Source organism: Desulfovibrio sp. (assembly GCF_019422935.1).
Classification (GTDB): domain Bacteria; phylum Desulfobacterota; class Desulfovibrionia; order Desulfovibrionales; family Desulfovibrionaceae; genus Desulfovibrio.
The window spans coordinates 1-25,241 of sequence record NZ_JAHZCJ010000005.1; the positions used below are offsets into that span (position 1 = coordinate 1).

Here is a 25,241-nt window from a genome sequence, read left to right on the forward strand (position 1 = left end):
GAGAGCCTTACAGGCGCATATGAAAAACCCCCGGCTAAGCCGGGGGATATTTATTGTCTTTCATAAGCAAAAAAAGTTTTTTTCAGAAACATTTTTCCAACCTGCTCTATTTATAGTTGATAGTATTACCGAATATCAGATATGCCAGTTTTTGCCGCTTGAAAAAAATCACAAAAGACATAGGGTTAGCGCTATAAAAACACCGTATTGATCCACTAGGAGGATCGCATGGAAGTAGTGCTCAGAGGCGTGCGCGGCAGCATTGCCGTGCCAGCTCCGGCCATGTCATTTTACGGTGGCAACACCTCATGCGTTGAACTGCGCTCCGACAACGGGGCGCTTGTCTTTTTTGATGCTGGCACCGGTTTGCGGCAAGCTGGCGAAAGCCTGCCTGAAAGCGGCACCTGCCATCTTTTTATTTCGCACGGGCACACAGACCACATCCAGGGGCTGGGGTTCTTTCCGCCCCTGCATTCCCCCCGCTGGACAACCCACATCTATATTCCCGCCTGGCTTGAGGACGTGCTGGACAATCACTTTGCCCACGGCATGTTCCCCATACCGTTCAGCGACTTTGCCGGAAACGTTGTGCGGCACAGCCTTGAACCCGGTGACGAGGTGCATCCCGCCGATGGGGTCGCGGTTGCGGCCATAGCGGCCAATCATCCCGGCGGCGCGCTTGCCTACAGGGTTTGCGCCGACAATGCCGTTTTTGTGTACTCCGGCGATTATGAAATCACCCACGCCCCAGAGGTGCAGCAGGCCGCGCGCGAATTGCTTGAGGGCGCGGATCTGGCCGTTGTGGACAGCATGTACAGCCAGGCCAGCTATATTGAAGGCTGGGGGCATTCCCGTTGGGAAGACTGGCGTGATCTGGGCCATGCCGCCGGAACGGGCTGCATAGTGCTTTCACATCATGCGCCGGACATGACAGACGCGCAGATAGACGCGCTACAGCGTGAGGCTCTGCAAAGTTGCCATGCAAGCGGGCAACGTCTGTGCTTTGCGCGTGAGGGCATGCGGTTCAGCCTGCCCATGCCCAGGCAGCAGGCCTGCGGAGAATGTGGTCTGGTTCAGTTCAGCGACTGGCTCGACAGGTTTCTGGATGACCTTTCGAAGTATCAGGACGAAAACACGCTGCTCGACCGCATACTTGCCAAATCCCGAGAGATCACGCGGGCAGATGCCGGAACCATTTTTCTTGTTGATGGGGAAGACCTGCTCTTTGCCTACACGCACAATGACAGTCTATTTTCTGTAAACACAGCCTCAAAGTTCGCCTATTCCTCGGCGCGCCTGCCCATCAATCCTCATTCAATTGCGGGCTATGCTGCCTGCACGGGCGAAATGCTCAATATTGTGGATGTGCGCGCCTTACCGAAGGATTTGCCGTTTTCGTTCCGCGAGGATTTTGACAAGGCAACGGGATACCACACGGAATCCATGCTTGTTGTGCCTTTTCACGACCACGCGGGGCGCATCTCGGGCGTGATGCAGCTCATCAACAGCCTTGATCCGCGCACGGGCAAGCCCCGCAAGTTCACTCACGATATGGAGCGGCATATACGGGTGCTGGCCCGCGAAATTGCCAATATCCTTGAACGCAGCCATCAGGTGCGGGCAAGCATTAACCGGCTTGTGCGGCTGGCATCCGTGCATGACCCGCTTGAAACTGGCCCCCATGCCGAGCGCGTGGGCGCCATTGCCGCAGAAATGTATCAGGTACGGGCCAACCGCCTGTGCCTTGACCCGGACGTGACCCTGCACGTCAAAAGCCAGATACGCCTTGCCGCCATGCTGCACGACATAGGCAAGGTGGGCGTGAGCGATCTGCTGCTGAAAAAGCCGGGCAAGCTCTCTGATGAAGAAATGGCCGTCATGCGGTCGCATACGGTTATCGGCGCGGGCATTCTGGAGGCAGAGGCCCAGAGTGGCGGATTCATGACCTTTGCCCGCGAGATAGCCCACCATCACCACCAGAAATGGAACGGCAAGGGCTATGCAGGCCCGAGCGACGCAGGCAGGCTGGAAGGGGAGGATATCCCCCTTGCGGCACGTATAACCGCCATTGCCGATGTGTTTGACGCGCTGGTTTCTCCCCGTTCGTACAAGGCCGCATGGCCGCATGAAAAGGCTCTTGCCCTCCTGCGTGAGGAGGCTGGCAGCCATTTTGACCCCCAGCTTGTGGAATGCCTTGAAGAAATCATGGACGTTGTCGCCAAAATTTATGAGCGCTTTCCTGATGCGGAGCCGGAACAGACAAACCGCGATACTGCTTCATGAACATTGCCGTTGCCTTGAAACGGCTGCTGCGGCAGCCGTGGCTTTTCACCGCCCTTGTGGGGCTGTGCGGCGGCCTTGCCATGCTGGCGCTGTATGTGGTGCAGCCTGCGGCGCTGCAACGCCTTGATCTGAGAATTTACGATGCGCTGCTGCCCCTGCGGCGGCAAAGCGAGCCTTCTCCTGTACCTCTTGTTGTCGATATAGACGAGGAAGCTCTGGCCCGGTACGGGCAGTGGCCTTGGCCCCGGTATCTGGTGGCAGACCTTGTGGACAGACTGGCGCGAAACGGCGTTGCCTCCATCGGGCTGGACATCATGTTTGCAGAGCCGGACAGAACCTCGCCAACGCGCATGCGCGCGGGGCTTTATCGAGACAGGGGCGTGACGCTGGAAATTGTGGGCCTGCCCTCGTTTTTGGCGGATTTTGATACCTTGCTTGCTGCCTCCGTGCGCGCTGCGCCCGTGGTGTTGGGCGCGTTTGCCCGCTATGCGGGCGAGGCGTATTCCGGCCCCATGCCCCAGCCTCCGGCCATGATAGCGCGCGGCGGCAAGGATGCCCCCCCATTCGATGCCTATTTGCCTTCAGCGGCAGGCGCTGTTTTGCCCTTGCCGCAGCTGTTTGCAGAGGCCCCCGTGGGTTTTGTGAATGTATCGCCCGATGCGGATGGTCTCGTGCGGCAGGTTCCGCTGCTCCTCAGGCTTGGCGATGCCGTTTACCCCTCGCTGGCTTTGCAGGCCCTCATGCGCGCGCTGGGGACAGATGCCCTGCGGCTGTATACCGGGCCGGACGGGCTTTTCAGCGTGGCGGCGGGGGAGTTCAAGATTCCGGTTTCGCGCGAGGGCTATATGCTGGTTCCCTTTCAGGGGGGGCGGCATACCTATCGGTATATCAGCGCGGCCAAGGTGCTGGATGGCAGTGCAAAGCGGGATGATATTGACGGTTGTATCGCCTTTGTGGGCACTTCCGCACCCGGTCTGGCCGACATCCGCGCAACGCCCTTTGACAGGGTGATGCCGGGGGTGGAGGTGCATGCGGCGGCCATAGACGCCATGATCAGCGGCAATTTTGTGCAGTTGCCATCCTGGGGGCCGGGGGCGCAGGCCTTGATAATCGCCTTTGTGACCTGCGCGGCAACGCTTGCCTTTGGCTTTGCCGGGCCGCGCGTATATGTGCCGTCCTCCTTGGCGCTGATGGGCGCTACGGTCGTGGCTTCACGCCAGCTGTTTATGGGGGGCCTCTTTCTCTCGCCCCTCTATGGTCTGCTCACCACCCTGCTGTGCGGCGGTTTGCTGCTGAGTGTGCGCTTCTGGCAGGAGGAAAAGCAGAAAATCGTTCTGCGCCGGGCGTTTTCGCGCTATGTGTCGCCGGAGGTGGTCAAGCGGATCAGCAAGCGGCAGGGCGATCTGCTGGCTGGCGAAAACCGCGAGCTTTCTATCCTGTTCACGGATATTCGGGGTTTTACGAGCCTTTCTGAATCGCTTTCGCCTCAGGATGTGGTGCAGCTGCTGAATCGCTATTTTACGCCCATGACGGCCATTGTGCGTAGTCGGCAGGGAACGCTGGACAAGTTCATCGGTGATGCGCTCATGGCCTTCTGGAACGCGCCCCTTGATGTGCCGGGCCATCCCACGCTGGCGGTGGACGCCGCACTGAGCATGCAAGAGCAGCTTGAGGCGCTGAACGGCGAAATTGAGGCGAGCTTTGGCATACGGCTTGCGATGGGCGCGGGCATTCACACCGGGCAGGCCTACGTGGGCAACATGGGGTCAGACGACCTCATCAACTACACCCTCATAGGCGACAACGTAAATCTGGCCTCGCGCCTTGAGGGGCTGTGCAAACGTTATGGCGCGCCCGTGGTGGTGAGCGGAGATACCAGGGAAGGCTGCGGGGATGCCTTTGCCTTTGTTCATCTTGACGTGCTGCGCGTGAAGGGCAAGACGAAGCCCGTCAGCATCTACTGGCCCATGAGGCCGGGTACGGATGCAATTTTTCAGGCGGCTATGCCGCAATGGAGCGCGGCGCGCGCGCTGTATGGAAAGGGGGATTTTGCCAAGGCAGCGGCTGGTTTTGCCGCGCTGGCAAAAAGGTATCCAGCCGTGCGCCTGTTTGGTCTGTATCATGAGCGCTCGCTCATGCTTGCGCAGAATCCACCTGCCCAGTGGGACGGCATCTGGACAATGGAAGGCAAGTAGAAACATCCTGTTGCTGTGGGGGGAACCATGATTCGTTCATTGCTGGGGCGCGGGGCTTTGGCCCTGTGCCTGACGTTGCTGGCTGGGGGTGTATGCACGGCCAAGGATGTGGGACAGGTTATTTCCTTCAAGGCTGGCGTTACTGCCCAAAGGGATGGACAGGCCGTGCCGCTGGACATGAAAAGCCCGGTTGGGGATCGGGATACGCTGACGACAGACGCCACGGGTCGGGCGCAGATTCTTTTTGACGACGACACTACAGTGTCGCTTGGTTCCAACACGTCCATGAGCCTTGAAACTGTGGTCGCTGAAGGCGCGAATCCTGCCTTCAAGGCCAGAATGGGGCAGGGCATAGCCCGGTTTATCACGGGCAAGATTGTGGAAAAAAATCCTGACGGGTTTTCTGTGGTCACGCCGGATGCTACCGTTGGCATTCGCGGCACCATGCTTTCCGTTAAAGTGGATATCGCCGGCACAACCGTGTGTGTAGCCAATACCTCCAAAGAGGTTTTTGTTAACGGTGTGCGGGTGCCGTCCGGTTTCAAGATCACCTTGCCGCAGGGTACGGTTACCCCCATGACGCCAGCAGACCACAACCTGATATCTGAAAGCGTGGCAGCCAACAGACCCGCCTCTGGCGGAACCGCGCAGCTGGCGCCGCCTTCCCCCGTAATGGGGAACCCAATTACGCCAACGACCCTGGCGCAGACGCCCATTGTTGCGCAGGCGCTGGGCGAGGGATTCCGGCAAACGGGCAACGCCAATGTGTCGGGTTCGCTGACAAGTGATGGGTACACAGGATCGTTCAGTTTCCTGGTTAATCTGACAAACGGCAATGTGAGCAACGGGGTCATGCGGTCTGGTAATTCGGACGTTACTCCTAACCCTCTCACAGGAGGAAGCGGCAGTATTAGCGGTTCAAGCCTTAATGTATCGGGGTTTGCTGACGGTTCTATTACGGGAAGTATGAGTGGGTCAGCATCGCGAAATACATCCGGATTATCTGTTTCGGGTGGGTACGCTATCCGCAATTCCGACGGTGTTCAAGAATCTGGCTCGTTTTCCGGCAAGCAACGATAGGTGGAGCAATCAATGATATGTAATCCATTCCGCCTGTTGCAGCTCTGCTGTAGGTTCGCGCTGGTGCCCCTGTGCATGCTTTTGCTGGTCAGTACCGCCATCGCCGCAGATGATTCACCCGCTCTGCGCACTGCGGTGGGATCCGCAAAGGCGGATGCTGCTGCTCTCATGCAACAGGGCAAATATGCTTCCGCATACGACATGTACATGCGCCTGCTGCGTGAAGCACCGGACGATGATGAAATCAACCTTAATCTGGCGCGCAGCTCCATGCGCAGCGGGCGGTACAATCAGGCCGTAATGGCCTATGAGCGCCTCACGGAAAAGTATCCGTCGGAACCGGTGCTCTACAGCGAGCTGGCACAGGCCTACATGGCGCTTGAAGACCGTGTAAGCGCGGAGCAAGCCATGGCAACCATGCGGTCGCTGAATCCCAACATCAACAAGGCTGATAATGACCGACTGCTTGATTCGCTTGAAAAGCGCTACGATCACTGGCAGGTGCACGGCAAACTCCACACTGGTCTGCTGTACGACTCCAACGCTACATTTGGCCCCTCAAGTACCACCATGGACATGGGGGTTTGGCGCGTAACCCTGCCGGATGCGGAAGCCAAAAGCACATTTGGCGCGTATCTTGGGGCAAACCTTGATGTGGGCTGGAAGTCCGAGCGGGACACGCCATGGTGGATCGTGGGTGATGCGCAGGGCATGGCGCGCGGTAATGGAGATTCATCGCTTGATGATGTACACAGCCGCACTTCTGAATGGGGCAGGGCGGCGGTGGGCCTTCGCCACCTCGCGCCCTCAACCATGTTTGATCTGCGCCTTAAGAGCGAAGTTTTTGATTATCAGTGGTACCAGAATGTCACGGCATCCGGCCCGGAAGCGACCTGGCTTTGGGCGGTCACGCCCTCATGGCATCTCATTACGCGCGGTACCCTGGATTCGCGGGCATACTCGCGGGACGGCGACCGCAACGGCGCGTACTGGACACTGGGCCAGTATGTTCGGCGTTTTTTTGGCGAGAGCAACCATGAAATTATGGTTGGTCTGAGTTACGTGGGCGGCAATACGCCGGAGAAGGCCGATTACTGCTACACTGGATGGGAAGCCAGCGCCCGGCTTTCACTCAAACTACCCAAGGGCTTTGAGTTCGCCCCCTTTGTTTCCTTTGAAAACGACTGGTACAACGGCCCGGCAACGGCCCTTGAAACGTCCAACAGGCTTGACCAGAAATGGCGCACCGGCGCGGCCCTTACGTGGCATATTACCGATGCCTGGTCTGTTGAAACTTCGTACCAGTATACACACAACAACTCAGAAAGCCCGCTGTACAGATACGACCAGTCCCTTGTTTCACTGGGGGTTGCCTGGTCGTTCTAGGAACCGTCATTGTGCTGTTGAGACAAAAGAGCCATCGTGTCGTCAGTTCCAAGTAAGCTTCATGCACGACAAAAAAGGGCTTGTGGGTATATCACAAGCCCTTTTGCATAAAATCTGCGAGGGCACCAGGGACAAAAAAAGAGCCGCAGTAACTGCGGCTCTTTTAGTTTTAAAATCCTGAGGCTTGCTGCAACGCCCTAGCGGGCGCATAGGCGCTCAGCCGGGATAATGACAAAGTTGTGGGCCTTGAGCACTTCAATGGCCTGATCGACCTTGTCAAAGCGGAAGATCATGACGGCGCTTTCGGCTTCGCGCTGCACGAAGGCGTACATGTATTCCACGTTGATGCCGTTCTTGGAAACCGTCTGAAGCACGGAATCAAGGCCGCCGGGGACATCGGGAACTTCCACGGCCACAACGCTGGTGCGGCCAAGGGTAAACCCCTTTTCCTTCAAAACAACCTTGGCTTTATCATGATCGCATACAATCATGCGCAGAATGCCGAAATCAGAAGTATCGGCCAGCGAGAGCGCGCGAATGTTAATGCCAGCCTCTGCCAGTGTATGCGTAACCTCGGCCAGACGCCCGGCCCGGTTTTCCAGAAAAACTGAAAGCTGTTCCGTTTTCATGACAAATCCTTGTGTTTCAACGGGCGGTTCTATGCCTTGTGATTGGGATCGTCAGTAGACGTGGGCTGCTTTTTATCCTTGGGGGTTATGTCAATTTCATCCGGCTCGGTCGAGGAGCGGCGAAAGTTGCGGATTGCCCGACCCAGCCCACCGCCGATTTCCGGCAGTTTGTTCGACCCGAAAACAAGCAGAACCACAACAAGTAAGAGCAATAATTCAGGCATGCTTACGCCGAACATGCGGGGAGCCTCCGTTGAGAGTTGGGCAACAATGCAAATTACACCCAAAAAGATAAGCCTTGCTAAACCCAAGGTCAAGGTGAAACCTGGAGCCGACCAGGTTGACGGCTCCAGCCTCGCGTCGCAGAGCGGCAATTTGCCTTGGTTGGCTGCCGGGGGCTTACTTGCCCATGGCGTTCATGAAATCCTTGTTGGATTTGGTCGCGCGCATTTTGTCCAGCAAAAATTCCATACTGTCGATGGAAGACATGGGCGCAAGAATCTTGCGCAGAATCCACACGCGGTTGAGCACATCGTCGGCCAGCAGCAGGTCTTCCTTGCGGGTGCCCGTGCGGTTGATGTCGATGGCGGGGAAGACGCGTTTTTCCGAAAGGTGGCGGTCGAGGTAGATTTCCATGTTGCCGGTACCTTTGAACTCTTCAAAGATAACTTCATCCATGCGGGAACCCGTGTCGATAAGCGCCGTAGCGATGATGGTGAGGCTGCCGCCTTCTTCAATATTGCGGGCCGCGCCAAAAAAGCGTTTGGGCCGTTGCAGGGCGTTGGCGTCAAGACCACCGGAGAGCACCCGGCCGGAAGAAGGGGTAACAGCGTTATACGCGCGCCCCAGGCGGGTGATGGAGTCGAGCAGGATGACAACGTCGCGCTTGCGTTCCACAAGGCGCTTGGCTTTTTCAAGCACCATTTCGCACACCTGCACGTGGCGCTGCGGCGGTTCGTCAAAGGTGGAGCTGATAACCTCGGCCTTTTTGACTGTGCGCTCCATGTCGGTGACTTCTTCCGGGCGCTCGTCAATCAAAAGCACAATGAGGTACACATCGGGGTTGTTGGCATTAATGGCATTGGCCAGCGCCTGGAGCAGGATTGTTTTACCCGTGCGCGGAGGGGCCACGATGAGGCCGCGCTGCCCGCAGCCAATGGGGGCCATGATGTCGATTACGCGGTTGGAAAGATTTTTCTCGCCATTTTCCATGACGAGCTGGCGGTCAGGATAGATTGGCGTGAGGTTGTCGAACAGAACAAGATTTTTAGCGTGTTCCGGCGGTTCAAAGCCGATCTCGGTGACCTTGAGCAGGGCAAAGTAGCGTTCGCCCTCCTTGGGGGGGCGGATCTGACCGGAAACTATATCGCCCTTGCGTAAGGAAAACCGCCTGATCTGCGAGGGCGACACGTAGATGTCGTCCGGGCCGGGCATATAGCTGCACAGCGGCGACCGCAAAAAGCCAAAGCCATCGGGCAGAATTTCAAGCACGCCATCACCGTAAATGGCGCCGTTTTGTGAAGCACAGGTGGAAAGCAGAGCGAAAATGAGTTCCTGCTTACGCATGGAACTGGCATTTTCAATTTCATACTGCTCAGCCAGCTCCATGAGTTCCTGCATGCTACGCGTCTTCAGATCCGTGAGGCTCAAGGCGCTGTCGGTCAACAGTGTGGAAGTAGCTTTCTTTTTGCGCATAACAGTCCGATATTTTGATAAGACACAGGGTAACGCTTACAATATTTGCATATTGTAGCGTGGTAGGCGGATGATATTGGGAACAAAAAAGATGTGTGAAAATGCGATTAGCCCATCTTTTCTGTAATGGCAAGGAAAAAATACGTCGCTGTTCACAAAAAATTCTGTCAGGGGGTGAGCGGGCTAGCTGGCGGGTTCTTCGGGAGCTGGCGGGGGCGCGTAGATTTCAAGCAGTTCGTCGCGCACCTTGTCTTCTGCGATTTCCAGAACTTCTGACAATTCGCCGGTCACAAGGCCCATGGCCTGCTCCTGAAGCCGCCTTTCGCCAAAAGAAAGTTCCTTGCTGCGGCCAATAAGCAGCAGCTCGCGCAGCACTTCGGCTACAATGGCAAGGCTGGGGCTTTTGAGCCGCTCGGAGTATTCGCGGAAGCGGCGGTTCCAGTTCTGGCCCGTGTACACAACCTTGCCTGAATCATTGCGGAGCGATTCAAGAATCGTGGAGGCTTCATCCTTGGGCGTGAGGGTGCGCAGACCCACATGGGCGGCATTGTTCACCGGAACCATCAGCGTGACGTTGTTTGCCCGAATGCGCACAATATAGAGCTCACAGACAAGCCCCCCAACGGTTTTGCTGTCTATGCGTTCTATTTGGCCCACACCTTGGGCAGGATATACAACGAGATCGTCCGGAGTGAACATGATGCCACCAAAACGCCCCAAAAGGCGCAAATAAACGAGACCTGGAGCGAGAGCTGGAAGTCGCGAATTAAATGAAGTATTGAAGGGTCGGAAACCGACTCTTCAAATATCCTAGTCCAAGAATGAGCAGGAGTCCAGTTGAAAAAGTATTTTGCTCATATTTGAGGCAATGGGCATTTGACCGGGCCAGCAAGGCAGTGCGCAGGCACTGTTGCAACGGGTTTACAGCATTGGCCCGATGCAAATTGATTGCAAAACCGGCGGTTACAGAAAGCCATTATCAAAAGGTAGCACTGCACGGAACTGCTCAGGAGGCCTTTCGCGCAGCACGAACAGCGCTGTCGAGCCCTTTATCGGCAAAGGCGAACAATGTATCGGCGGCAAGTTCCATCGAATTTTCAATGTTTTTTGCATCTTCGCCTTCAGGTCGCCCCAGCACCCAGTTTGTCACGTCACCCTTGTGCGGCGGGCGGCCAATGCCCATGCGCAGGCGGTAAAAATCTGGCGTTCCCAAAAGTTCTGTGATGGATTTCAGACCATTGTGCCCGGCATTACCCCCGCCAAGCTTGAAGCGAAGCTCCCCGGCGGGGATGTCCAGCTCGTCATGCACAACAACAAGATCATGCGGTTTGAGCTTGTGCCAGGCGAGCAGCGGCTGCACGCACTGACCGCTCAGGTTCATGAATGTCTGCGGTTTGGCCGCAAGCCACAAGCCCCCAAGCTTTGGCAGGCGCAAGCGCCACAATTCGCATGAAAATTTGCCGCCGCTCTGCTGGCTCGCTTCGCCGTCTCTGGCGGCAACGTCCACAAGATAGCTCACAAAATCAAAGCCGCAGTTATGACGTGTATGGTCGTATTTGGCGCCGGGATTGCCCAGACCTACGATAACGCCTTTATAGTCCATCAGTACGCCTCCAGAGGCGATTTATATGCGCTCAAGTGCAGGGGCAGGCCCAGCCCCGCGCAGACAGATGCTGCGGTGCGGGCCATAAAGCGGCACAGCGGGGGATTCATGGCAGCCAGATGCCCGCCGCCGGGCAGCCAGATCAGCTTTTTGGACGGTGCCTTGAGGCAGTCGAAGGTGGCCTGAATGATGGCTGGCGTAAACAGCGCATCGTTCTGCGCGCTGAAAAAATACAGGGGGCACCGTAGGCTCTCGGGCAGACGCGTGTTGAACAGGCTGGCCAGAAAACTCAGGGGGTATGTCAGCCGTGTTTTGCGGCGGTTGCTCACAGTTCGCCGCGCGCCGGAAATGATTCGCCAGGAATCCAGATAGGCCTGCAAGGGCAAGGGCAGCCAAGGCAGCCAGCGCGCCAGTCTACAGAAAATACGTTCAATATCCGCTCTGCGGTCAGCCAGCCCGGCAAAGCGTGTCAGATAGATAGCTTCGCGCATCTGGGGCAGCACACCGGTAATGGGAAATGCCGCCGTAAGGCCGGGGGATGCCGCAGCGTGCGCCAATGCGAGTATGCCGCCCTGGCTGTGCCCGCACACCGCAATGTGGACATGGCCTGCATCACGCAGCCATAACTCGGCGTCCAGGCAGTTTTGCCGCAGGTCGTCAAAGCTGAAGTCAGCGCGGTGGCGGTTCAGGCCGTGCCCGGTAAAATGCACTGCGGCAACGGCAAAGCCCGCTTGCTGCAAGGCGGCGATCATGGGCCGGTACTGGATGGGCGACAGCATGGTGCCGGGATAAAACAGCATGACCCCGGCCCCATGATTGGGCCAGAGTTCGAGCCGCAGTTCCCGGTTATGGGCAGACAGCTTGTGCGTGACAAAGGCTGGTTTGTTCATGGCGCCATGCGTACATAAAATGAGGCCGGTCCCGCAAGGAACCGGCCAATACAGTCGCACAAAGGCCCGATGACCGGGCTTTGCGTCAAACAGTCTTATTCGGCGGCTTCAGCGGCTTCCTTGGCCTTGGAAAGTACGCTGACGATGGCGAAGTTCTGGTCGTAAACGGCCTTGACGTTTTCGGGCAGCTGCAGGTCGCCCACGCAGATGGTGGTGTTGATGTCCATGGGGGTCACATCAACAACGATCTTTTTGGGCATGTCCAGGGGCTTGCTGCACAGACGCACGATTTCGCGGTAGGTTTCAAGCTGGCCGCCGAGCTTCACGCCGCGCGACACGCCCACGAATTCCACGGGCACGTCAACGGTGACGGGCTTATCCAGATCCACGCCGTAGTAGTCGATGTGGCTGAATTCTTTCTTGTAGGGATGGTACTGCACGTCCCAGATGATCACAGGATGCACGGACTTCTGACCGTTGTCGTCAATCTCGAGGTTGAACACCGAGGTGCGACCGGCTTCGGCAAAAATCTTTTCCAGCGGCAGGGCAGGAGCCTGCACAGAGATGTTGTCACCCTTGGCGGTGTAGAACACGCCGGGGATCAGATCCTGGGTACGCAGACGGCCACTGGCGCCTTTGCCGCTACCTTCGCGCTTCTGCACGCTCAAAGTCTTTTCAATATTCATGTCCTGCTCCTTGGCTTACCGCAGCCGAAACGTGCGGAAAAAGTTCTGTTATTATGGAACCGGCCCTTGCGGGCAGGCTTGGGTCTATACGCAATCCGCATAAAGCGGGTTACACAAACAACACGCTCACCGATGAACCGGTATGGATGTTGTGGATAGTCTTGCCCAGAAGGGCAGCTACAGAAACAACTTCCAGCTTGGGGCAACGTTCAAGTTTGTCGCCCATGGGGATGGTGTCTGTGACAAATACCTGCGAAAGCGCCTCGGTGCTGTTGATGCGGTCAATGGCGGGGCCAGACAAAACAGCGTGGGTGGCGCAGGCCACAATCTTGGTAGCGCCGTTTTTGAGCAGCACTTCCGCACCGGCGCACAATGTGCCAGCGGTGTCGATCATGTCGTCCACCACAATGGCAAGACGGCCTTTCACATCGCCGATAACATGCATGGCCTGAGCCTGATTGGGCTTGTCGCGGCGCTTGTCCACAATGGCCAGCGGCGCGTTGAGCCTTTTGGCATAGGCGCGGGCGCGTTCAACGCCGCCGGCATCGGGCGACACGATCACGATGTTGTCGTCGTGCAGCCGCCGCAGCGATTCAAGCATGACAGGTACGGCAAACAGGTTGTCCACAGGGCAGTCAAAGTAACCTTGAATCTGTCCCGCGTGCAGGTCAATGGTGACCACGCGTTCCGCACCGGCAACGCTGATAAAATCGGCCACCATTTTGGCGCTGATGGGCGCACGGGGGCTGACCTTGCGATCCTGGCGCGCATAGCCGTAGTAAGGAATAACGGCGGTAATCCTGCCTGCGCTGGCCCTCTTGAGGGCATCAAGCATAAGGCAGAGCTGCACCAGATTACGGTTGATGGTCGGGGGGCAGGTGGGCTGCACCACAAAAACGTCATCACCGCGAACATTGTCGCCTATTTCGATCCGCAACTCGCCGTCGCTGAACGTGGTAGCCAGCGTGGGCGTGAGTTGACACCCCAGATGGTTGCAGATGGCCTTGGCCAAATCCGGATTGGAAGACCCGGTGACGATCTTAAGATCGCTGTACATGAACCGCCCTGCCTTGCGCGCCAAAGAGCACTTACGGTTATACATCCTTGCTGCCGTCGCCGGAAGAAAGGCGGCGCTTTATTGCCAGGCCGCCGACAAATCGACGGAAGGCGCGGTCAGACGCCCCAGGCGCGGTACAGCAGTGTGTGGCTGGGATGGAAGGGTTCGAACCTTCGAATGACGGAGCCAAAACCCGTTGCCTTACCACTTGGCTACATCCCAGTATTTCACAGCACGTGCGCGTATACGCGCCTGTTCTCTCCTTGCAGCATGGCGGCAGCCGCCTGCGATTCCACATGGGATTCGTGTGCGAAAAGCGCCACAATGCTTGAGCCGCTGCCACTCATGGCTACGGCTCCAGCCCCAAGGCGCAGCAAGTTCGCCTTGATTTCTGCAAGCTGTGGATGGCGAGAAAATACAACGTCCTCAAGGTCGTTGTGAATGCTCAACTCTGTCCGCACCCCGGAGAGAAAAGTTCCATTAGCCTTGCTTTCTGTCTTTGTCAAGCAATTTTGCCCAGAAACCGTGTCTGAGGCCTTGAGCGCGGCGTCATAATCGGCGTATGCCTGGGGGGTGGATGCATGAATTTGAGAGCATACCAGAACAAGGTGTATGCCTGCAAGCGCATCATCCCTGCAAGGCTCGATGATCTCGCCAATGCCCCGCACCCGGCAGGGTTTGTTGATGAGAAAAAACGGCGTGTCCGCGCCAACCGTGAGGGCAACCTCAGCCAGCGCCTGATCGTCAAGCGGGCCGGGTATCCTGCTGTTGAGCCAGCGCAGCAGGGCCGCCGCATCGCTGCTGCCGCCGCCAAGACCTGCGCCAGCCGGGATGCCCTTGTTCAGGCGCACTTCAATCCCAGGCAGGTCGGGTACACGCTTGGCGAGGGCGGCGTAGGCCTTGGTGAGGGTGTTGTTCTCAAGGTCGATGCCGGGCGTGTCACACTGCACAACCAGACCGGTTGCGCCGGTTTCACGAATGTGCAGGCGATCGCAGGGGCGGGGCAGGGGCCAGAAAAGAGAATCCAGCTCATGATACCCGTTTTCCCGCACTCCCGTGATGCGCAAACCAAGATTAACCTTGCACCCGGCAACAACTACGCTCATGGATTTCTCCGCTCCTGTGGCGATTGATGGCTACAGCGTTTCAACCGTAAGGTTGCCGTTGGTGTACACGCAGATTTCCGAGGCAATGCGCATGGCCTCGCGGGCAATGGCCTCCGCATCCATGTCGCTGTGCCGGGCAAGCGCCCGCGCTGCCGCAAGGGCATAGGGGCCGCCGCTGCCAATGGCTGCAACTTCGTCGTCCGGTTCAATGACGTCGCCCGTGCCCGACAGAACGAGAATGTGTTCGCTGTCCGCCAGCAGGAGCATGGCCTCAAGCTTGCGCAGGTATTTGTCCTTGCGCCACTCCTTGGTCATTTCAACGGCGGCGCGAACCATGTTGCCGCGCAATTCCTTGAGCTTGGCTTCAAAGAGCTCAAACAGGGTAAAGGCATCGGCTGTGGCCCCGGCAAAACCCGCCAGAACCTTGCCGTCATACAGACGCCGCACCTTCTGCGCGCCGTGCTTCATGATCATATTCTGGCCCAGGGTCACCTGACCATCGCCAGCTATGGCCACGCGGCCATTCTTTCTTACTGCCAGTATGGTTGTGGCATGCGTATCCATCATCAGTTCTTTTCCCATATTTCCTTGCGCTCTTTGTAGGCGGCCTCAAGCTTCTGAAAATCACGCGGATTTGCAGATTTGCCCGACAAGGCCTTGGCCTGGTTAAAGTAGCGCTCGGCCTGTTTTTTGTTGTTGGAATACAGGGCGCTGTATGCCATGTGGATATAGGCCCCGGCAGTGTCGCCCGTTTTACCGAGCGAGCGGGCATAGGCCTCGTGAACTTCGGCGTCTTCCGGCACGTAGCGCAGCACATCTTTATAATACTGCGCGGCCTGCGCCTGCCTGCCCGTTTCGTCAAGCATGCGGGCATAGAAAAAAGAGGCCATGTAGTCTCGCGGGTCAAGGCGCATGGCCTGACGCAGCAAGCCATCCGCACGGCTCATGTCACCCTTGCGGTAGTGGAATGCGCCAGCCTCGCGCAGCACCAGAGGGTCGTTGGGCGAAGCGGCGAGGGCTTCGTCAAAGGCCTTGCTGGCCTCGGCAACCCGGTTTGTGCGGGCCAGCACAATGCCACGCCCCATGCATGAAAGACCGTCCTTGCCCGAAAAACGCTGCTGTGCAGCCTGCGCGTCGCCATAGCGCGCCCAGAGGAGCGTTTTGACGCGGATAAATTTGGTATTGTCCTGCGTGCGGCCCTGCACAGACTTACCCATGCCCTCAATGCGGGCCTGAAGCCCGTTGATGCGGTCGCCGATGGCAGGGTGGGTAGAAAGGTAGGTTGGCACGCTGGTGCCGCTCATCCAGCTTTTCTGGCGCAGCACCTTGAAGCCGCCCACCATGCCCTGCGGAGGATAGCCCGCAGCCACAAGGTATTGCAGGCCAATCTGGTCGGCTTCGGTTTCGTCCATGCGGCTGTAGTTGAGCATGGCCGACTGCCCGGCCCCCAGCGCGCCCACGGCCAGCGCGCCGCCGCTGGAGCCGCCCACCGCCACGCCCGCAATGGCCAGCAGCAGGGAGCCAAGGGTCACAAACTGCGCGCGTTCAAGGCGCGAGGCCACATGGTGCTGGGTTACGTGCGCCAGTTCGTGGGCAAGAACGCCCGCGAGCTCTTCTTCCTTGTCCATGTTCATGATGAGGCCGGTGAACACGTAGACGTAGCCGCCGGGAATGGCAAAGGCGTTGAGCGAATTGTGCAGGATAACGGCGGCGTTGAAGCTGAAGGGCTGCGGCGGAATCTTTTTGACCAGACGATCCACTATCTGGTTGACGTACTGGCTTACCTCAGGGTCTTCCACAATGGGCATGTTTGCGCGGATCATCACGTCAAACTTGTGGCCCATCTCCTTTTCGTCCTTGATGGTGACGCCGCCGAAAAAGAAGGCCTGGGCCGGTACGGCCACAAGCTGGGCTGACAGAAATGCCAGCAGAACAAAGAGCGCCATAACACGGCGCAGGGCAACACGATGTAACATGGCGTCCTCATGATGCCGCAGTAAAAGCGCCCGCGCCGGAGACCGACGCGGGCAGCGGCTTATTCCAGATCCCAAACCTGACCTTCGGGGGTGTCGCGTACGCTGACGCCCAGATCAAGAATTTCCTGCCGTAGCGAATCCGAGCGGGCAAAATCCTTGCTGGCGCGGGCTTCCTGCCGGGCGAGCATCAGCTCTTCCACTCGGGCCACGTCAATCTTGCCGCGTGTGGCGCGCTGACCGCGCAAATCAGCCAGAAAAGCCTGCGGAGCCTGCCCAAAGAGACCAAGGCGCTTGTCCCATTCCTGCGCGCGGGCAAGAAATTCCTGCAGGAGGTCGCGTCCGGCTTCGGCTGCACGCAGGGCCTTGTCTTCCAGCAGGCGGTTCACAAGGCGCACCTGGGCAAAAACCTGCCCAAGGGCCTGCGCCGTATTGATGTCATCCTCAAGCGCGGCGTCAAAAGCCTTGGGCAGCGTGCCCCATTCCTCGGCCATTTCCTGCGGCAGGGGCGTCTTTTTCCACTTGTCGCGGGCAAGGGCCTTGCCTGCTTCGTGCAGGGCTGTGTACACGCGGTGCTGGGCCTTTTCCGCTTCGTCCATGCTGTCGGCTGTAAAGTCGATGGGGCTGCGGTAGTGCTTGCCCAGCAGGAAAAACCGTAGGGTTTCAGGCAGGTAGTTTTCAAGAATATCGCGGATGGTCTTGAAGTTGCCCAGGGATTTGGACATCTTTTCCGCATTTACCTGCACAAAGCCGTTATGCACCCAGTAGCGGGCCAGCGAGCAGGCGCAGGCGGCTTCGGACTGGGCGATCTCGTTCTCGTGGTGCGGGAAAATAAGATCCTGTCCGCCGCCGTGAATGTCCAGCGGCAGGTAGGGCTGGCTCATGGCAGAGCACTCAATATGCCAGCCGGGGCGGCCCTTGCCCCAGGGGCTTTCCCAGAAAGGTTCGCCGGGCTTGGCGGCCTTCCACAAGGCGAAATCCAGGGGGTCTTCCTTTTCTTCGCCGGGTGCCACGCGCGCGCCGGAGAGCAGATCGTCCAGGCTGCGGCCAGAGAGCTTGCCGTAGGGCTCGTAAGCGCGCACACGAAAATACACGTCCCCGGAGGGAGTGGAGTAGGCCTTGCCCGAATCAATAAGCGTGGAGCAGATGGCCTGAATCTGCGGGATAAAGTCGGTGGCGCGGGGTTCTTCATCAGCCCGCAGCACGCCCAGCCGATCCATATCTTCATGGAAGGCAGTTATGTAGGTCTGGGCAACCTCGCGCCAGTCCCGGCCTTCCTTGTTGGCGCGGTTGATGATCTTGTCGTCCACGTCCGTAAAATTGCGCACAAAGCGGACTTCAAGCCCTGTATGGCGCAACTGCCGCACGAGCACGTCAAAAACAAGAGCGGAACGCGCATGTCCGATATGGCAAAGATCATAGGCCGTTATGCCGCAAACATACATGTTTGCCTTGCCCGGATGAACGGGAACAAACTCTTCCTTCTTACGGCCCAGGGTATTGTAGAGCAGCATGTATATCCCTTACCCGGCCAGACCGGGAAGATTGATCATGTCGATGCGGCGCTGGTGCCTGCCGCCTTCAAAGGTAGCGCCCAGAAATGCCTCCACAATGGCCTGAGCCAGCTCCACGCCGATGATGCGCGCGCCGAGGCAAAGCACATTGGCGTTGTTGTGCTGGCGCGACAGGCGCGCCTGAAGCTCTGTGGCGCACAGGGCCGCGCGGATGCCGGAGTGGCGGTTGGCGGCAATGGAAATGCCTATGCCTGTACCGCAAATGAGAATGCCTGTTCCCTGCTCTTTTTCCACAGCGGCGCAAAGCTTGTGCGCCAGCACGGGGTAGTCGCAGCTTTCGGTGGAGTGGGTGCCGTCGTCCACCACGTTGATGCCCTTCTGGGCAAGAAATTGAACAAGGTGTTCTTTCAGCGCATAGCCAGCGTGGTCTGAGGCAATGTGAATGGTCTGCATGTATACTCCTGCAAAGGTACGCACGGTGCGCCCGGACTGGCCGGACGCACCGCTAGAGCATTTAACACTTCTGCAATGTCGTTTAAGGCGGGTTGCCCCGATACCGGGCCTCAGCCGTCAGGCGCGGCCCGTCAGGCCAAAACTATTGCTGCTGCTTGAACTTGGCGAGCGGCAGTAGCGGTGCGTCATCAGGAAGGGGTAAGGCCATCTGCTCTTTTGTAAAGGGCTGGGAAACCTTTTCTCTTTCCTTGATAAGCACAATGGCGCGTTTGCCGTTGCTGTGGGCAAGGTTCAGACGGCGGGGCAGCGGCTTGGGATCATCCGAATACAGGATTTCCATGCTCCAGCCCTTGCCGTTGGCCTGTTCCTGCCATTCCACGGGCAGCCCCTGCTCGTTGATGATCAGGCGGCCTCCAGGTTGGCCCTGAAGGTCGTACAGGGCTTTGCCGTCAGCGGAAAAGGCGGTTTTGTCAAACTGGTTGCCAAATACCGCCGTGTATCGGCCATTGAGAAGGTCGGCCAGATGCACAAGGTTGAAGGGAACCGGCACGCCCACCTGAAGCAGGGGCTTGGTAGCGCCCTGATAGAAGTAGGCCTTGTTTTCGCTGGGGCTGTACACAAGAAAATGCTGACCGTCTTCAAGTATCTTGGCAACAGTGGTGCCCACGCCTGCCATGACGTCCAGTCGCAACTGGCGCTGGCTGTTGCCCCAGAACAGGGCCGTGACGCGCCGTGTATCGCCCTCTGTGCCAAAGCGCAGGCTCAGTTGCAGGCGATAGGGTTCAGACTTGTCGGCAGAGCTGACAGCAGCAAATTTTTGCCAGCGCTGTTCAAGCACTGCGCGGTTTTCGGGCGAGGTTTCCAGTACGGGCTGACGGGCGCAGGCGCACAGCAGCGCCAGACAACAAAAAATAACTAATTTTTTCATAGATGTGAAAGCCGCTGCCGCAATGCTTCCGCATTGTCGGGTTTGAGTTCCATGGCTTTTTGATAGGCGGTGCGGGCTTCGTCCTTAAGGCCAGCCCGCGCGGCGATATCGCCGTAGTGCTCCCATATGGAGGCATCCGTATGCTCGTCCAGCGTAACGGCGCGGCGGATTTCCTTCAGGGCGTCATCGAGTTTTCCAGCCTTGAAATAGGCCCAGGCCAGAGAATCTACAATATAAGACTGATTGGGGGCCAGATCGTTGGCCCGCATAAGAAGCGTCAGGGCGCGGTCGAGGTCGCGGTCTTCCTCGGCCAGGGTGTAGCCCACGTAGTTGAGGGCCTGATAATTGTCCGGATGCAGGGCCAAGAGCTTCTCCATGGTTTTGAAAGCCGCTTTTTTGTCGCCGGTTTCATCCTGAAGAGAGCCGAGCAGAAAGAACATTTCCGCATTGTTGGGCCAGCGCTTTATGGCATTCTGGGCAACGTCCAGGGCCTGCTTCATCTGCTTTTGCCGCGCCAGCAGGCGCACCTCGACCTCCACAAGCTCGGAGGAGTCGGGATTGGCGCTTGTGGCCTTGCGCACGGCGTCAAGGGCCTCGGCATCACGGCCAGCCTCTGCCAGCAACTGGATGCGCAGCAGCACGCCACGCACGGCAGCCTTGCTGGAAACCGGGATTTTATCCAGCCATGAGAAGGCCATGTCCAGGTCGCGGCGCTGGTCGTATGCCAGCTCGGCCAGCAGCAGATACACATCGTGGGGCGCATCGCCCTGGGCCACTATCTGCTTGAGCAGGCTTTCCGCCTGCAAAAAGTGGCGCGAATCCATAAACATGCTGGCGACTGTCAGCTTGAAAGGTGTACTGTCCGGCCCCTGCTGCATGTACTTGAGCGCCCGTTCGGGCTGACCCATGCGCAACGAAATGTTGATAAGGCGCAGCAGGACGTCCTGTGACGAAAAATTAAGTTTGAGCAGCTTTTCATAAACGCCGCGCGCGGCCTTGAGGTCGGGCTTCTGCTCATAGATGAATGCCAGTTCCGCCAGAGCCTCCACAAAATCGGGCGTATCCTTGATGGCGCGCTGCAGGTAGGCCACGGCCTCGTTGGGCCTGTCCATGCCAATAAGCGCCCGGGCGTGGTAATAATCCACCAGCGGGGTGCGCTGCTTGCCCGTAACGCTGTTAAGCAGCTTTTCGGCTTCGGGATACTGCTTGGTTTTGACCAGCAGCAGGGCCAGCTCCATGCGGGCATCTACGGAATCGGGATGCTTTTTAAGGTATTCGCGCATGAGCTTGACGCCAAGCTCGGGCGAACCTTTTTCCATAAGGGCTTCGGCATAGAGCAGATTGAGCGAAATATCATCGGGCCAGACGCTCAGGGCCTGCTCCATGACCATAGCGGTATGGGGAGATTTGCGGCTGAGCAGCCACACGCCGCCTTCAAGCCAGATGTTGACGGGCATGTGCGCCTTGGCCAGTAGAGGCGAAGCGGCGGCAAGGGCGTTGTCGTCCTCATTGTTCATGGCCTGCGCAAAAACAAGAAAGGCGTATGTGTTGAGGGCATTGGGCGAAAGCTCTGTCTCAACCGGGCGCAACGATACGCCCTTGACGTCGTGCTGCTGGGCCTTTGCTGTGGCAGAAGGCGCGGCAGATTGCGCTGCGGACGTGTCCGATTTTTCAGCAGTCTGGTGCTTGGCGCCGGAACAGCCGCCGCATCCCAGCAAGGAAAAGGAAGTGGCGGCAGTCAGGGCCAGGGCGCATAGCAGCGCAACGTGGTTACGTTTCATATCAGGATTGTATCCATGTGTCTGAAAAGTCTTTGATATCCACAGCCAGATGCTGCCGGATCTTTTCCAGCAACCGTGCTTCAAGCTGGCGGACTCGTTCCCGTGTGACGTTATACCGTTCGCCTATCTCGCGCAAGGTTACAGGTTCATCCGTGAGCAGGCGGTTTTGCAGAATATACAGCTCTTTTTCGTTCAGTTTGGGCAGTATGGTTTTGAGCTTGCTGCGCACCAAGCCGGCGATTTCGTCGCGAGCGAGGCTGTCTTCAATGCCGGGGCCGAGCGCGGGCAAAAAGTCCATGCGCGTTGCGCCGCCAGCATCCTCGCCCACGGGCACGTTCAGCGACATATCGGTGGACGCAAGACGCTGATCCATCTCGTTAATCTGGTCTTCCGTAACGCCAAGGCGCTCGGAAAGCATGGCCGCATCCGGGTCAAAGCCCTGCATGATCAGCTTTTGCCGCTCGCGGTTCAGATTGTAGAACAGCTTGCGTTGCACCTGGGTGGTGCCGATCTTGACCATGCGCCAGTTGTCCATGATGAACTTGAGTATGTAGGCCTTGATCCAGAACGAAGCATAGTACGAAAACTTGATGCCTTTGTCGGGGTCAAATTTGTTGACGGCGCGCATGAGGCCCACGTTGCCCTCCTGCACAAGGTCGAGCACGTTCTGCATCCATCTGCGCTGAAAGTCCATGGCAATGCGCACCACAAGCCGCAGATGCGATGAAACAAGCCGAAAAGCCGCATCCGCATCGTTGTGGTCGCGCACACGCAGGGCAAGCTCGTGTTCTTCATCCGGCTTGAGCAGGGGGAAGCGGCTTACTTCGCGCAGGTAAAGGTGCAGGCTGTCGCGCGGGCCAACTGCGGGCAGGCGCGTTGTGGACGGCGCAGGCAGACCTTCATGGTCGTCATCAAGAGCTATGGGGTCGAGGTCGTGATCGGCGGCATCCAGCTCAACGTCCACATCTTCTGGGGAATCAGCAAGCGCGTCGTCATCGTCCTGATCGTCAGACACTGAATCTGCCGGAACCTCGCGCACGGCGGAGCCGTCCACATCAAGAATGCTCTGCTTGGCGGCCTTGCCTTCTGCCGAGCGGGTGCGCGCCTTTGCGGCAGCGCCACGTGTGCCGTCCTCGGCAGGGGCTGCCCGTTTGCGCGAAGGGGGAGCATCCAGAATTTCCACCTCGGGCGAGGAAATTTCGGTTTCTTCCGCTTTTCGCGAGCTGCGCGGGTTTTTGGGAGCTATCGGACTATCTTTTTTCATGATATTTATGTCTGAGCATCGCTGCCTGTAACGGGCCGCAATGTTTAATGCTATAGTTTTGGTTTGTTCTTTTCAGTGTTTTTCAGTAGTAAAAGGCCTGCCGGGTTTAATGCGCGGCGCGGTTTTGCGGCCCCGGCGGCGTTCCGCCCCGGTTCGGCCCGCATGTTCCGGTTCGCAAAATCCTTACGGAATCAGCGGCCTCAAACAACGGAAGCCCCAGCATACAGGTATTGCAGGCGGAAGGCAAAGGTGCACTTTGGCTTGCGGCGACTGTGCTGGGAACAGAGCGAGACGACGATGACATTTCGACAAGCCCTCGGCCTTGGCAGGCCTCTTTTGCTCGACGGTGCCATGGGTACCATGCTTCAGGCCTCGGGCATGCCCGCTGGCGCGACTCCCGAAGAATTTTGCATGGCAAACTCCGACACCCTGCGCGGCATTCACAAGGCCTATCTGGACGCGGGCGTTGATCTGCTGACGTCGTGCACCTTTGGCGGCAATATTTACAAGCTGCCAAAAAGTCTGGATGTTTTTTCGTTCAACCGGCGTATGGTCGAAATAGCCAAAGAAGCCGCCGCACAGGCTGGCCGCCCTGTCTTTGTGGCGGGCAATGTGGGCCCTACGGGGCATTTTGCCAAGCCCCTCGGCCCGGTTGAACCGCGTGACCTTATCGCGGCCTTTGCCAATCAGATTCGCGGGCTTGTGGAGGGCGGGGCCGACCTCATATTTATTGAAACGCAGTTCGACCTTGCCGAAGCCAGAGCCGCCGTGGCGGCTGCCCGGCAGGAATGCGACCTGCCAGTCATGGTTTCCATGACTTTTGAACAGGGTGTGAGCCTTACCGGATCCACCCCCGCGATTTTTGCCGAAACCATGCAGAATATGGGCGTGGATGTGGTCGGCACCAACTGTAGCCTCGGGCCGGACCAGATGCTGCCAGTGGTGCAGGAACTGCTTGGCGTATGCGAATGCCCGGTCATGGCCGAACCCAATGCCGGTTTGCCCGAACTGCGCGGCAATGAAACCGTGTTCCCTCTGGGGCCGGAAGATTTTGCGCAGAAAACCGCCCCCTTCGCCCACCTTGGCGCGCGTATACTTGGCGGCTGCTGCGGCACCACGCCCGCGCATCTGGCGGCGCTTGCGCAGGCCTTGCGCGGTATGGACAGCGTCACGCCGCCCCCCGTATCACGCAAAGGCATCTGCCTGACCAACCGCTCCCAGATGGTGCGCATCGCTGTGGGCCAGCCCTTGACCATCATTGGCGAACGCATCAACCCCACGGGCAAAAAGGCTCTTACGCAGGAGCTTCAGGCCGGAGCCTTTGACGTCGCCATGCAACTGGCCGACGCTCAGATAGATGCCGGAGCCACCGTACTTGATGTGAACGTGGGCGCGCCCCTGGTGGACGAAACCCAGCTTTTGCCCGAACTGGTGCAGCGCCTTGTGGGACGGCTACCCCTGCCGCTCTCCATAGATTCTTCCAATGCGGATGCCATTGCCAACGCCTTGCCATACTGCCCCGGTTCGTTTCTGGTGAATTCCATCAGCGGCGAGGCTGGGCGCATGGAAGCGCTCGGCCCCTTGTGCCGCGACTTTGGCGCGCCCTTTATTCTGCTGCCCTTACAGGGGGCGCATCTGCCGGAAAAAGCCGCAGAGCGCATCAGCACGGTGGAGAACCTGATTGAAAGGGCCGAGGGCATGGGTATTTCGCGGCGGCTGATGATGGTGGACATCCTGGCGCTGGCTGTATCCTCCAGCGCGGACAGCGCCCTCCAGTGCCTGGAAATGACGCGCTGGTGCGCTGCCAACGGCCTGCCCACAACGCTTGGCCTTTCAAATCTTTCTTTTGGTCTGCCAGCGCGCGAACTGCTCAATTCCACTTTTCTCTCCTTGGCGGCGGGCGCGGGGCTTACCTCGTGCATCGCCAACCCCTCTGCCCAGCGCCTGCGCGAGGCGGCAGACGCGCTCAAGGTGCTGTGCAACCACGATGCCCACGCATCCTCGTTTATAGCCTCCTATTCCGGCTGGAAGCCCGGCGAAGGCACCATACAGGTGCGTCAGGGCGGCGGGGCTGCGGCCAAAACCCTTGCCGAAGCCGTGCTCAACGGCGACAAGGAAAATGTGCTGACTCTGCTTACGGCAGAGCTTGACGCGGGGGCGGATCCCTTTACCCTTGTGCAGGAAACGCTCATTCCGGCTATTACGGAAGTGGGCGCGCGCTATGAACGGCGGGAATACTTTTTGCCCCAGCTCATCCGCGCGGCAGAAACCATGCAGACCGCCTTTGCGCATCTCAAGCCTTTGCTGGAGGCCGGGCGAGGCCCGGAAACGCGCCCAGTTGTGGTGATGGCCACGGTAGAAGGCGATATTCACGATATTGGCAAAAACATTGTTTCGCTGCTGCTCGGCAACCACGGTTTTGACGTGGTGGACGCGGGCAAGGACGTTCCGGCAGAGGCCATTGTTGCTTGCGCACTCAAGCACAACGCGCGTATCATCGGCTTGTCGGCATTGATGACCACCACCATGGTTCGCATGGAAGACACCATCAAAATCGTCAGGGAGCGCGCTTTGCCCATCAAGGTTCTGGTGGGCGGGGCTGCCGTTACGCAGGCTTTTGCCGATGCCATCGGGGCAGATGCGTATTGCGCTGACGCCGTAGGTGCGGTAAAGGCCGCCAAGCAGTTTGTTTAGCCGCGCCCCGGCGCGGCCTTTGCT

Annotated in this window: 22 protein-coding genes and 1 tRNA gene; 6 read left to right on the top strand and 17 right to left on the bottom strand. The window is 58.3% G+C overall.

Features of this window, described 5'->3' with window-relative positions:
* The 5 genes from QZ383_RS07740 to QZ383_RS07760 form a co-directional block, all read left to right on the top strand.
* Window positions 1-211 (top strand): hypothetical protein (locus tag QZ383_RS07740; RefSeq protein ID WP_291444430.1); only part of this gene is annotated, 211 nt, incomplete at its 5' end.
* A 17-nt stretch (window positions 212-228) separates the two neighbouring features.
* Window positions 229-2,283, top strand: coding sequence for an HD domain-containing phosphohydrolase (locus QZ383_RS07745; RefSeq protein WP_291444431.1), 2,055 nt, complete (start codon window positions 229-231; stop codon window positions 2,281-2,283).
* Window positions 2,280-4,478 carry an adenylate/guanylate cyclase domain-containing protein gene (locus tag QZ383_RS07750; protein WP_291444432.1) on the top strand — a complete coding sequence of 733 codons (2,199 nt, stop codon included), beginning with the start codon at window positions 2,280-2,282 and terminating at the stop codon, window positions 4,476-4,478. Before QZ383_RS07745 ends, QZ383_RS07750 begins: the two co-directional genes overlap by 4 nt.
* A gap of 27 nt (window positions 4,479-4,505) precedes the next feature.
* Window positions 4,506-5,558 (top strand): FecR family protein, encoded by a 1,053-nt coding sequence (locus QZ383_RS07755; protein ID WP_291444434.1) that lies wholly within the window; start codon window positions 4,506-4,508, stop codon window positions 5,556-5,558.
* Window positions 5,559-5,570: 12 nt separating this feature from the next.
* Window positions 5,571-6,944, top strand: a complete 1,374-nt coding sequence (locus tag QZ383_RS07760) for a tetratricopeptide repeat protein (RefSeq protein ID WP_291444436.1) — start codon at window positions 5,571-5,573, stop codon at window positions 6,942-6,944.
* Between the two features lie 197 nt (window positions 6,945-7,141).
* Here the strand turns inward: QZ383_RS07760 and QZ383_RS07765 are convergent, their stop codons facing one another.
* From QZ383_RS07765 to QZ383_RS07845, 17 genes are all read right to left on the bottom strand, one after another.
* On the bottom strand, window positions 7,142-7,573 hold the full coding sequence (locus QZ383_RS07765; RefSeq protein ID WP_192111910.1) for an ACT domain-containing protein: 432 nt from the start codon (window positions 7,571-7,573) through the stop codon (window positions 7,142-7,144).
* Between the two features lie 29 nt (window positions 7,574-7,602).
* Window positions 7,603-7,812: a twin-arginine translocase TatA/TatE family subunit gene (locus QZ383_RS07770; protein ID WP_022659359.1), complete on the bottom strand. Its 210-nt coding sequence runs from the start codon at window positions 7,810-7,812 to the stop codon at window positions 7,603-7,605.
* A 160-nt stretch (window positions 7,813-7,972) separates the two neighbouring features.
* On the bottom strand, window positions 7,973-9,268 hold the full coding sequence (gene rho / locus QZ383_RS07775) for a transcription termination factor Rho (protein ID WP_240824456.1): 1,296 nt from the start codon (window positions 9,266-9,268) through the stop codon (window positions 7,973-7,975).
* A gap of 183 nt (window positions 9,269-9,451) precedes the next feature.
* Window positions 9,452-9,967: a CarD family transcriptional regulator gene (locus tag QZ383_RS07780; RefSeq protein WP_291444439.1), complete on the bottom strand. Its 516-nt coding sequence runs from the start codon at window positions 9,965-9,967 to the stop codon at window positions 9,452-9,454.
* Between the two features lie 307 nt (window positions 9,968-10,274).
* Entirely contained in the window at window positions 10,275-10,871 is a 597-nt protein-coding gene (gene pth / locus QZ383_RS07785) for an aminoacyl-tRNA hydrolase (RefSeq protein ID WP_291444440.1), read from the bottom strand.
* Entirely contained in the window at window positions 10,871-11,761 is an 891-nt protein-coding gene (locus QZ383_RS07790) for an alpha/beta fold hydrolase (RefSeq protein WP_291444441.1), read from the bottom strand. Before QZ383_RS07790 ends, pth begins: the two co-directional genes overlap by 1 nt.
* Window positions 11,762-11,856: 95 nt before the next feature.
* A complete protein-coding gene (locus QZ383_RS07795; RefSeq protein ID WP_291444442.1) occupies window positions 11,857-12,447 on the bottom strand; it encodes a 50S ribosomal protein L25/general stress protein Ctc in 591 nt (196 codons plus the stop codon).
* A 109-nt stretch (window positions 12,448-12,556) separates the two neighbouring features.
* The gene (locus tag QZ383_RS07800; RefSeq protein WP_240824451.1) at window positions 12,557-13,504 is read right to left on the bottom strand and encodes a ribose-phosphate pyrophosphokinase; all 948 of its coding nucleotides are present in this window, start codon (window positions 13,502-13,504) and stop codon (window positions 12,557-12,559) included.
* A 147-nt stretch (window positions 13,505-13,651) separates the two neighbouring features.
* Window positions 13,652-13,726, bottom strand: a tRNA-Gln gene (locus QZ383_RS07805).
* Window positions 13,727-13,731: 5 nt separating this feature from the next.
* Entirely contained in the window at window positions 13,732-14,610 is an 879-nt protein-coding gene (gene ispE / locus QZ383_RS07810) for a 4-(cytidine 5'-diphospho)-2-C-methyl-D-erythritol kinase (RefSeq protein WP_291444445.1), read from the bottom strand.
* A 30-nt stretch (window positions 14,611-14,640) separates the two neighbouring features.
* On the bottom strand, window positions 14,641-15,174 hold the full coding sequence (hslV, locus tag QZ383_RS07815) for an ATP-dependent protease subunit HslV (RefSeq protein WP_291444743.1): 534 nt from the start codon (window positions 15,172-15,174) through the stop codon (window positions 14,641-14,643).
* A 2-nt stretch (window positions 15,175-15,176) separates the two neighbouring features.
* Entirely contained in the window at window positions 15,177-16,586 is a 1,410-nt protein-coding gene (locus QZ383_RS07820) for a M48 family metallopeptidase (protein ID WP_291444447.1), read from the bottom strand.
* A gap of 59 nt (window positions 16,587-16,645) precedes the next feature.
* The gene (gene cysS / locus QZ383_RS07825) at window positions 16,646-18,097 is read right to left on the bottom strand and encodes a cysteine--tRNA ligase (RefSeq protein ID WP_291444449.1); all 1,452 of its coding nucleotides are present in this window, start codon (window positions 18,095-18,097) and stop codon (window positions 16,646-16,648) included.
* Window positions 18,098-18,106: 9 nt separating this feature from the next.
* Entirely contained in the window at window positions 18,107-18,550 is a 444-nt protein-coding gene (gene rpiB, locus QZ383_RS07830) for a ribose 5-phosphate isomerase B (protein ID WP_291444451.1), read from the bottom strand.
* Between the two features lie 142 nt (window positions 18,551-18,692).
* Window positions 18,693-19,478, bottom strand: a complete 786-nt coding sequence (locus tag QZ383_RS07835; protein WP_192111900.1) for a lipoprotein insertase outer membrane protein LolB — start codon at window positions 19,476-19,478, stop codon at window positions 18,693-18,695.
* Window positions 19,475-21,259, bottom strand: coding sequence for a tetratricopeptide repeat protein (locus tag QZ383_RS07840; protein ID WP_291444453.1), 1,785 nt, complete (start codon window positions 21,257-21,259; stop codon window positions 19,475-19,477). The genes QZ383_RS07835 and QZ383_RS07840 overlap by 4 nt, the downstream gene beginning before the upstream one ends.
* Before the next feature lies 1 nt (window position 21,260).
* Window positions 21,261-22,523: an RNA polymerase factor sigma-32 gene (locus QZ383_RS07845; protein ID WP_291444455.1), complete on the bottom strand. Its 1,263-nt coding sequence runs from the start codon at window positions 22,521-22,523 to the stop codon at window positions 21,261-21,263.
* Window positions 22,524-22,820: 297 nt separating this feature from the next.
* On the opposite strand from QZ383_RS07845, the gene QZ383_RS07850 reads away from it, so the two are divergent.
* Entirely contained in the window at window positions 22,821-25,217 is a 2,397-nt protein-coding gene (locus QZ383_RS07850) for a homocysteine S-methyltransferase family protein (RefSeq protein ID WP_291444457.1), read from the top strand.
* Window positions 25,218-25,241: the final 24 nt, after the last annotated feature.

Excerpts from the sequence above, each read along its gene's own strand:
- rho (WP_240824456.1), bottom strand. The coding sequence starts at position 9,268 with ATGCGCAAAAAGAAAGCTACTTCCACACTGTTGACCGACAGCGCCTTG.
- QZ383_RS07850 (WP_291444457.1), top strand. The coding sequence starts at position 22,821 with ATGACATTTCGACAAGCCCTCGGCCTTGGCAGGCCTCTTTTGCTCGAC.
- QZ383_RS07795 (WP_291444442.1), bottom strand. The coding sequence starts at position 12,447 with ATGAATATTGAAAAGACTTTGAGCGTGCAGAAGCGCGAAGGTAGCGGC.
- rpiB (WP_291444451.1), bottom strand. The coding sequence starts at position 18,550 with ATGCAGACCATTCACATTGCCTCAGACCACGCTGGCTATGCGCTGAAA.
- QZ383_RS07835 (WP_192111900.1), bottom strand. The coding sequence starts at position 19,478 with ATGAAAAAATTAGTTATTTTTTGTTGTCTGGCGCTGCTGTGCGCCTGC.
- QZ383_RS07760 (WP_291444436.1), top strand. The coding sequence starts at position 5,571 with ATGATATGTAATCCATTCCGCCTGTTGCAGCTCTGCTGTAGGTTCGCG.
- pth (WP_291444440.1), bottom strand. The coding sequence starts at position 10,871 with ATGGACTATAAAGGCGTTATCGTAGGTCTGGGCAATCCCGGCGCCAAA.
- hslV (WP_291444743.1), bottom strand. The coding sequence starts at position 15,174 with ATGGATACGCATGCCACAACCATACTGGCAGTAAGAAAGAATGGCCGC.
- QZ383_RS07755 (WP_291444434.1), top strand. The coding sequence starts at position 4,506 with ATGATTCGTTCATTGCTGGGGCGCGGGGCTTTGGCCCTGTGCCTGACG.
- QZ383_RS07800 (WP_240824451.1), bottom strand. The coding sequence starts at position 13,504 with ATGTACAGCGATCTTAAGATCGTCACCGGGTCTTCCAATCCGGATTTG.
- QZ383_RS07790 (WP_291444441.1), bottom strand. The coding sequence starts at position 11,761 with ATGAACAAACCAGCCTTTGTCACGCACAAGCTGTCTGCCCATAACCGG.
- QZ383_RS07820 (WP_291444447.1), bottom strand. The coding sequence starts at position 16,586 with ATGTTACATCGTGTTGCCCTGCGCCGTGTTATGGCGCTCTTTGTTCTG.
- QZ383_RS07845 (WP_291444455.1), bottom strand. The coding sequence starts at position 22,523 with ATGAAAAAAGATAGTCCGATAGCTCCCAAAAACCCGCGCAGCTCGCGA.
- cysS (WP_291444449.1), bottom strand. The coding sequence starts at position 18,097 with ATGCTGCTCTACAATACCCTGGGCCGTAAGAAGGAAGAGTTTGTTCCC.
- QZ383_RS07780 (WP_291444439.1), bottom strand. The coding sequence starts at position 9,967 with ATGTTCACTCCGGACGATCTCGTTGTATATCCTGCCCAAGGTGTGGGC.
- ispE (WP_291444445.1), bottom strand. The coding sequence starts at position 14,610 with ATGAGCGTAGTTGTTGCCGGGTGCAAGGTTAATCTTGGTTTGCGCATC.
- QZ383_RS07750 (WP_291444432.1), top strand. The coding sequence starts at position 2,280 with ATGAACATTGCCGTTGCCTTGAAACGGCTGCTGCGGCAGCCGTGGCTT.
- QZ383_RS07765 (WP_192111910.1), bottom strand. The coding sequence starts at position 7,573 with ATGAAAACGGAACAGCTTTCAGTTTTTCTGGAAAACCGGGCCGGGCGT.
- QZ383_RS07840 (WP_291444453.1), bottom strand. The coding sequence starts at position 21,259 with ATGAAACGTAACCACGTTGCGCTGCTATGCGCCCTGGCCCTGACTGCC.
- QZ383_RS07770 (WP_022659359.1), bottom strand. The coding sequence starts at position 7,812 with ATGTTCGGCGTAAGCATGCCTGAATTATTGCTCTTACTTGTTGTGGTT.
- QZ383_RS07745 (WP_291444431.1), top strand. The coding sequence starts at position 229 with ATGGAAGTAGTGCTCAGAGGCGTGCGCGGCAGCATTGCCGTGCCAGCT.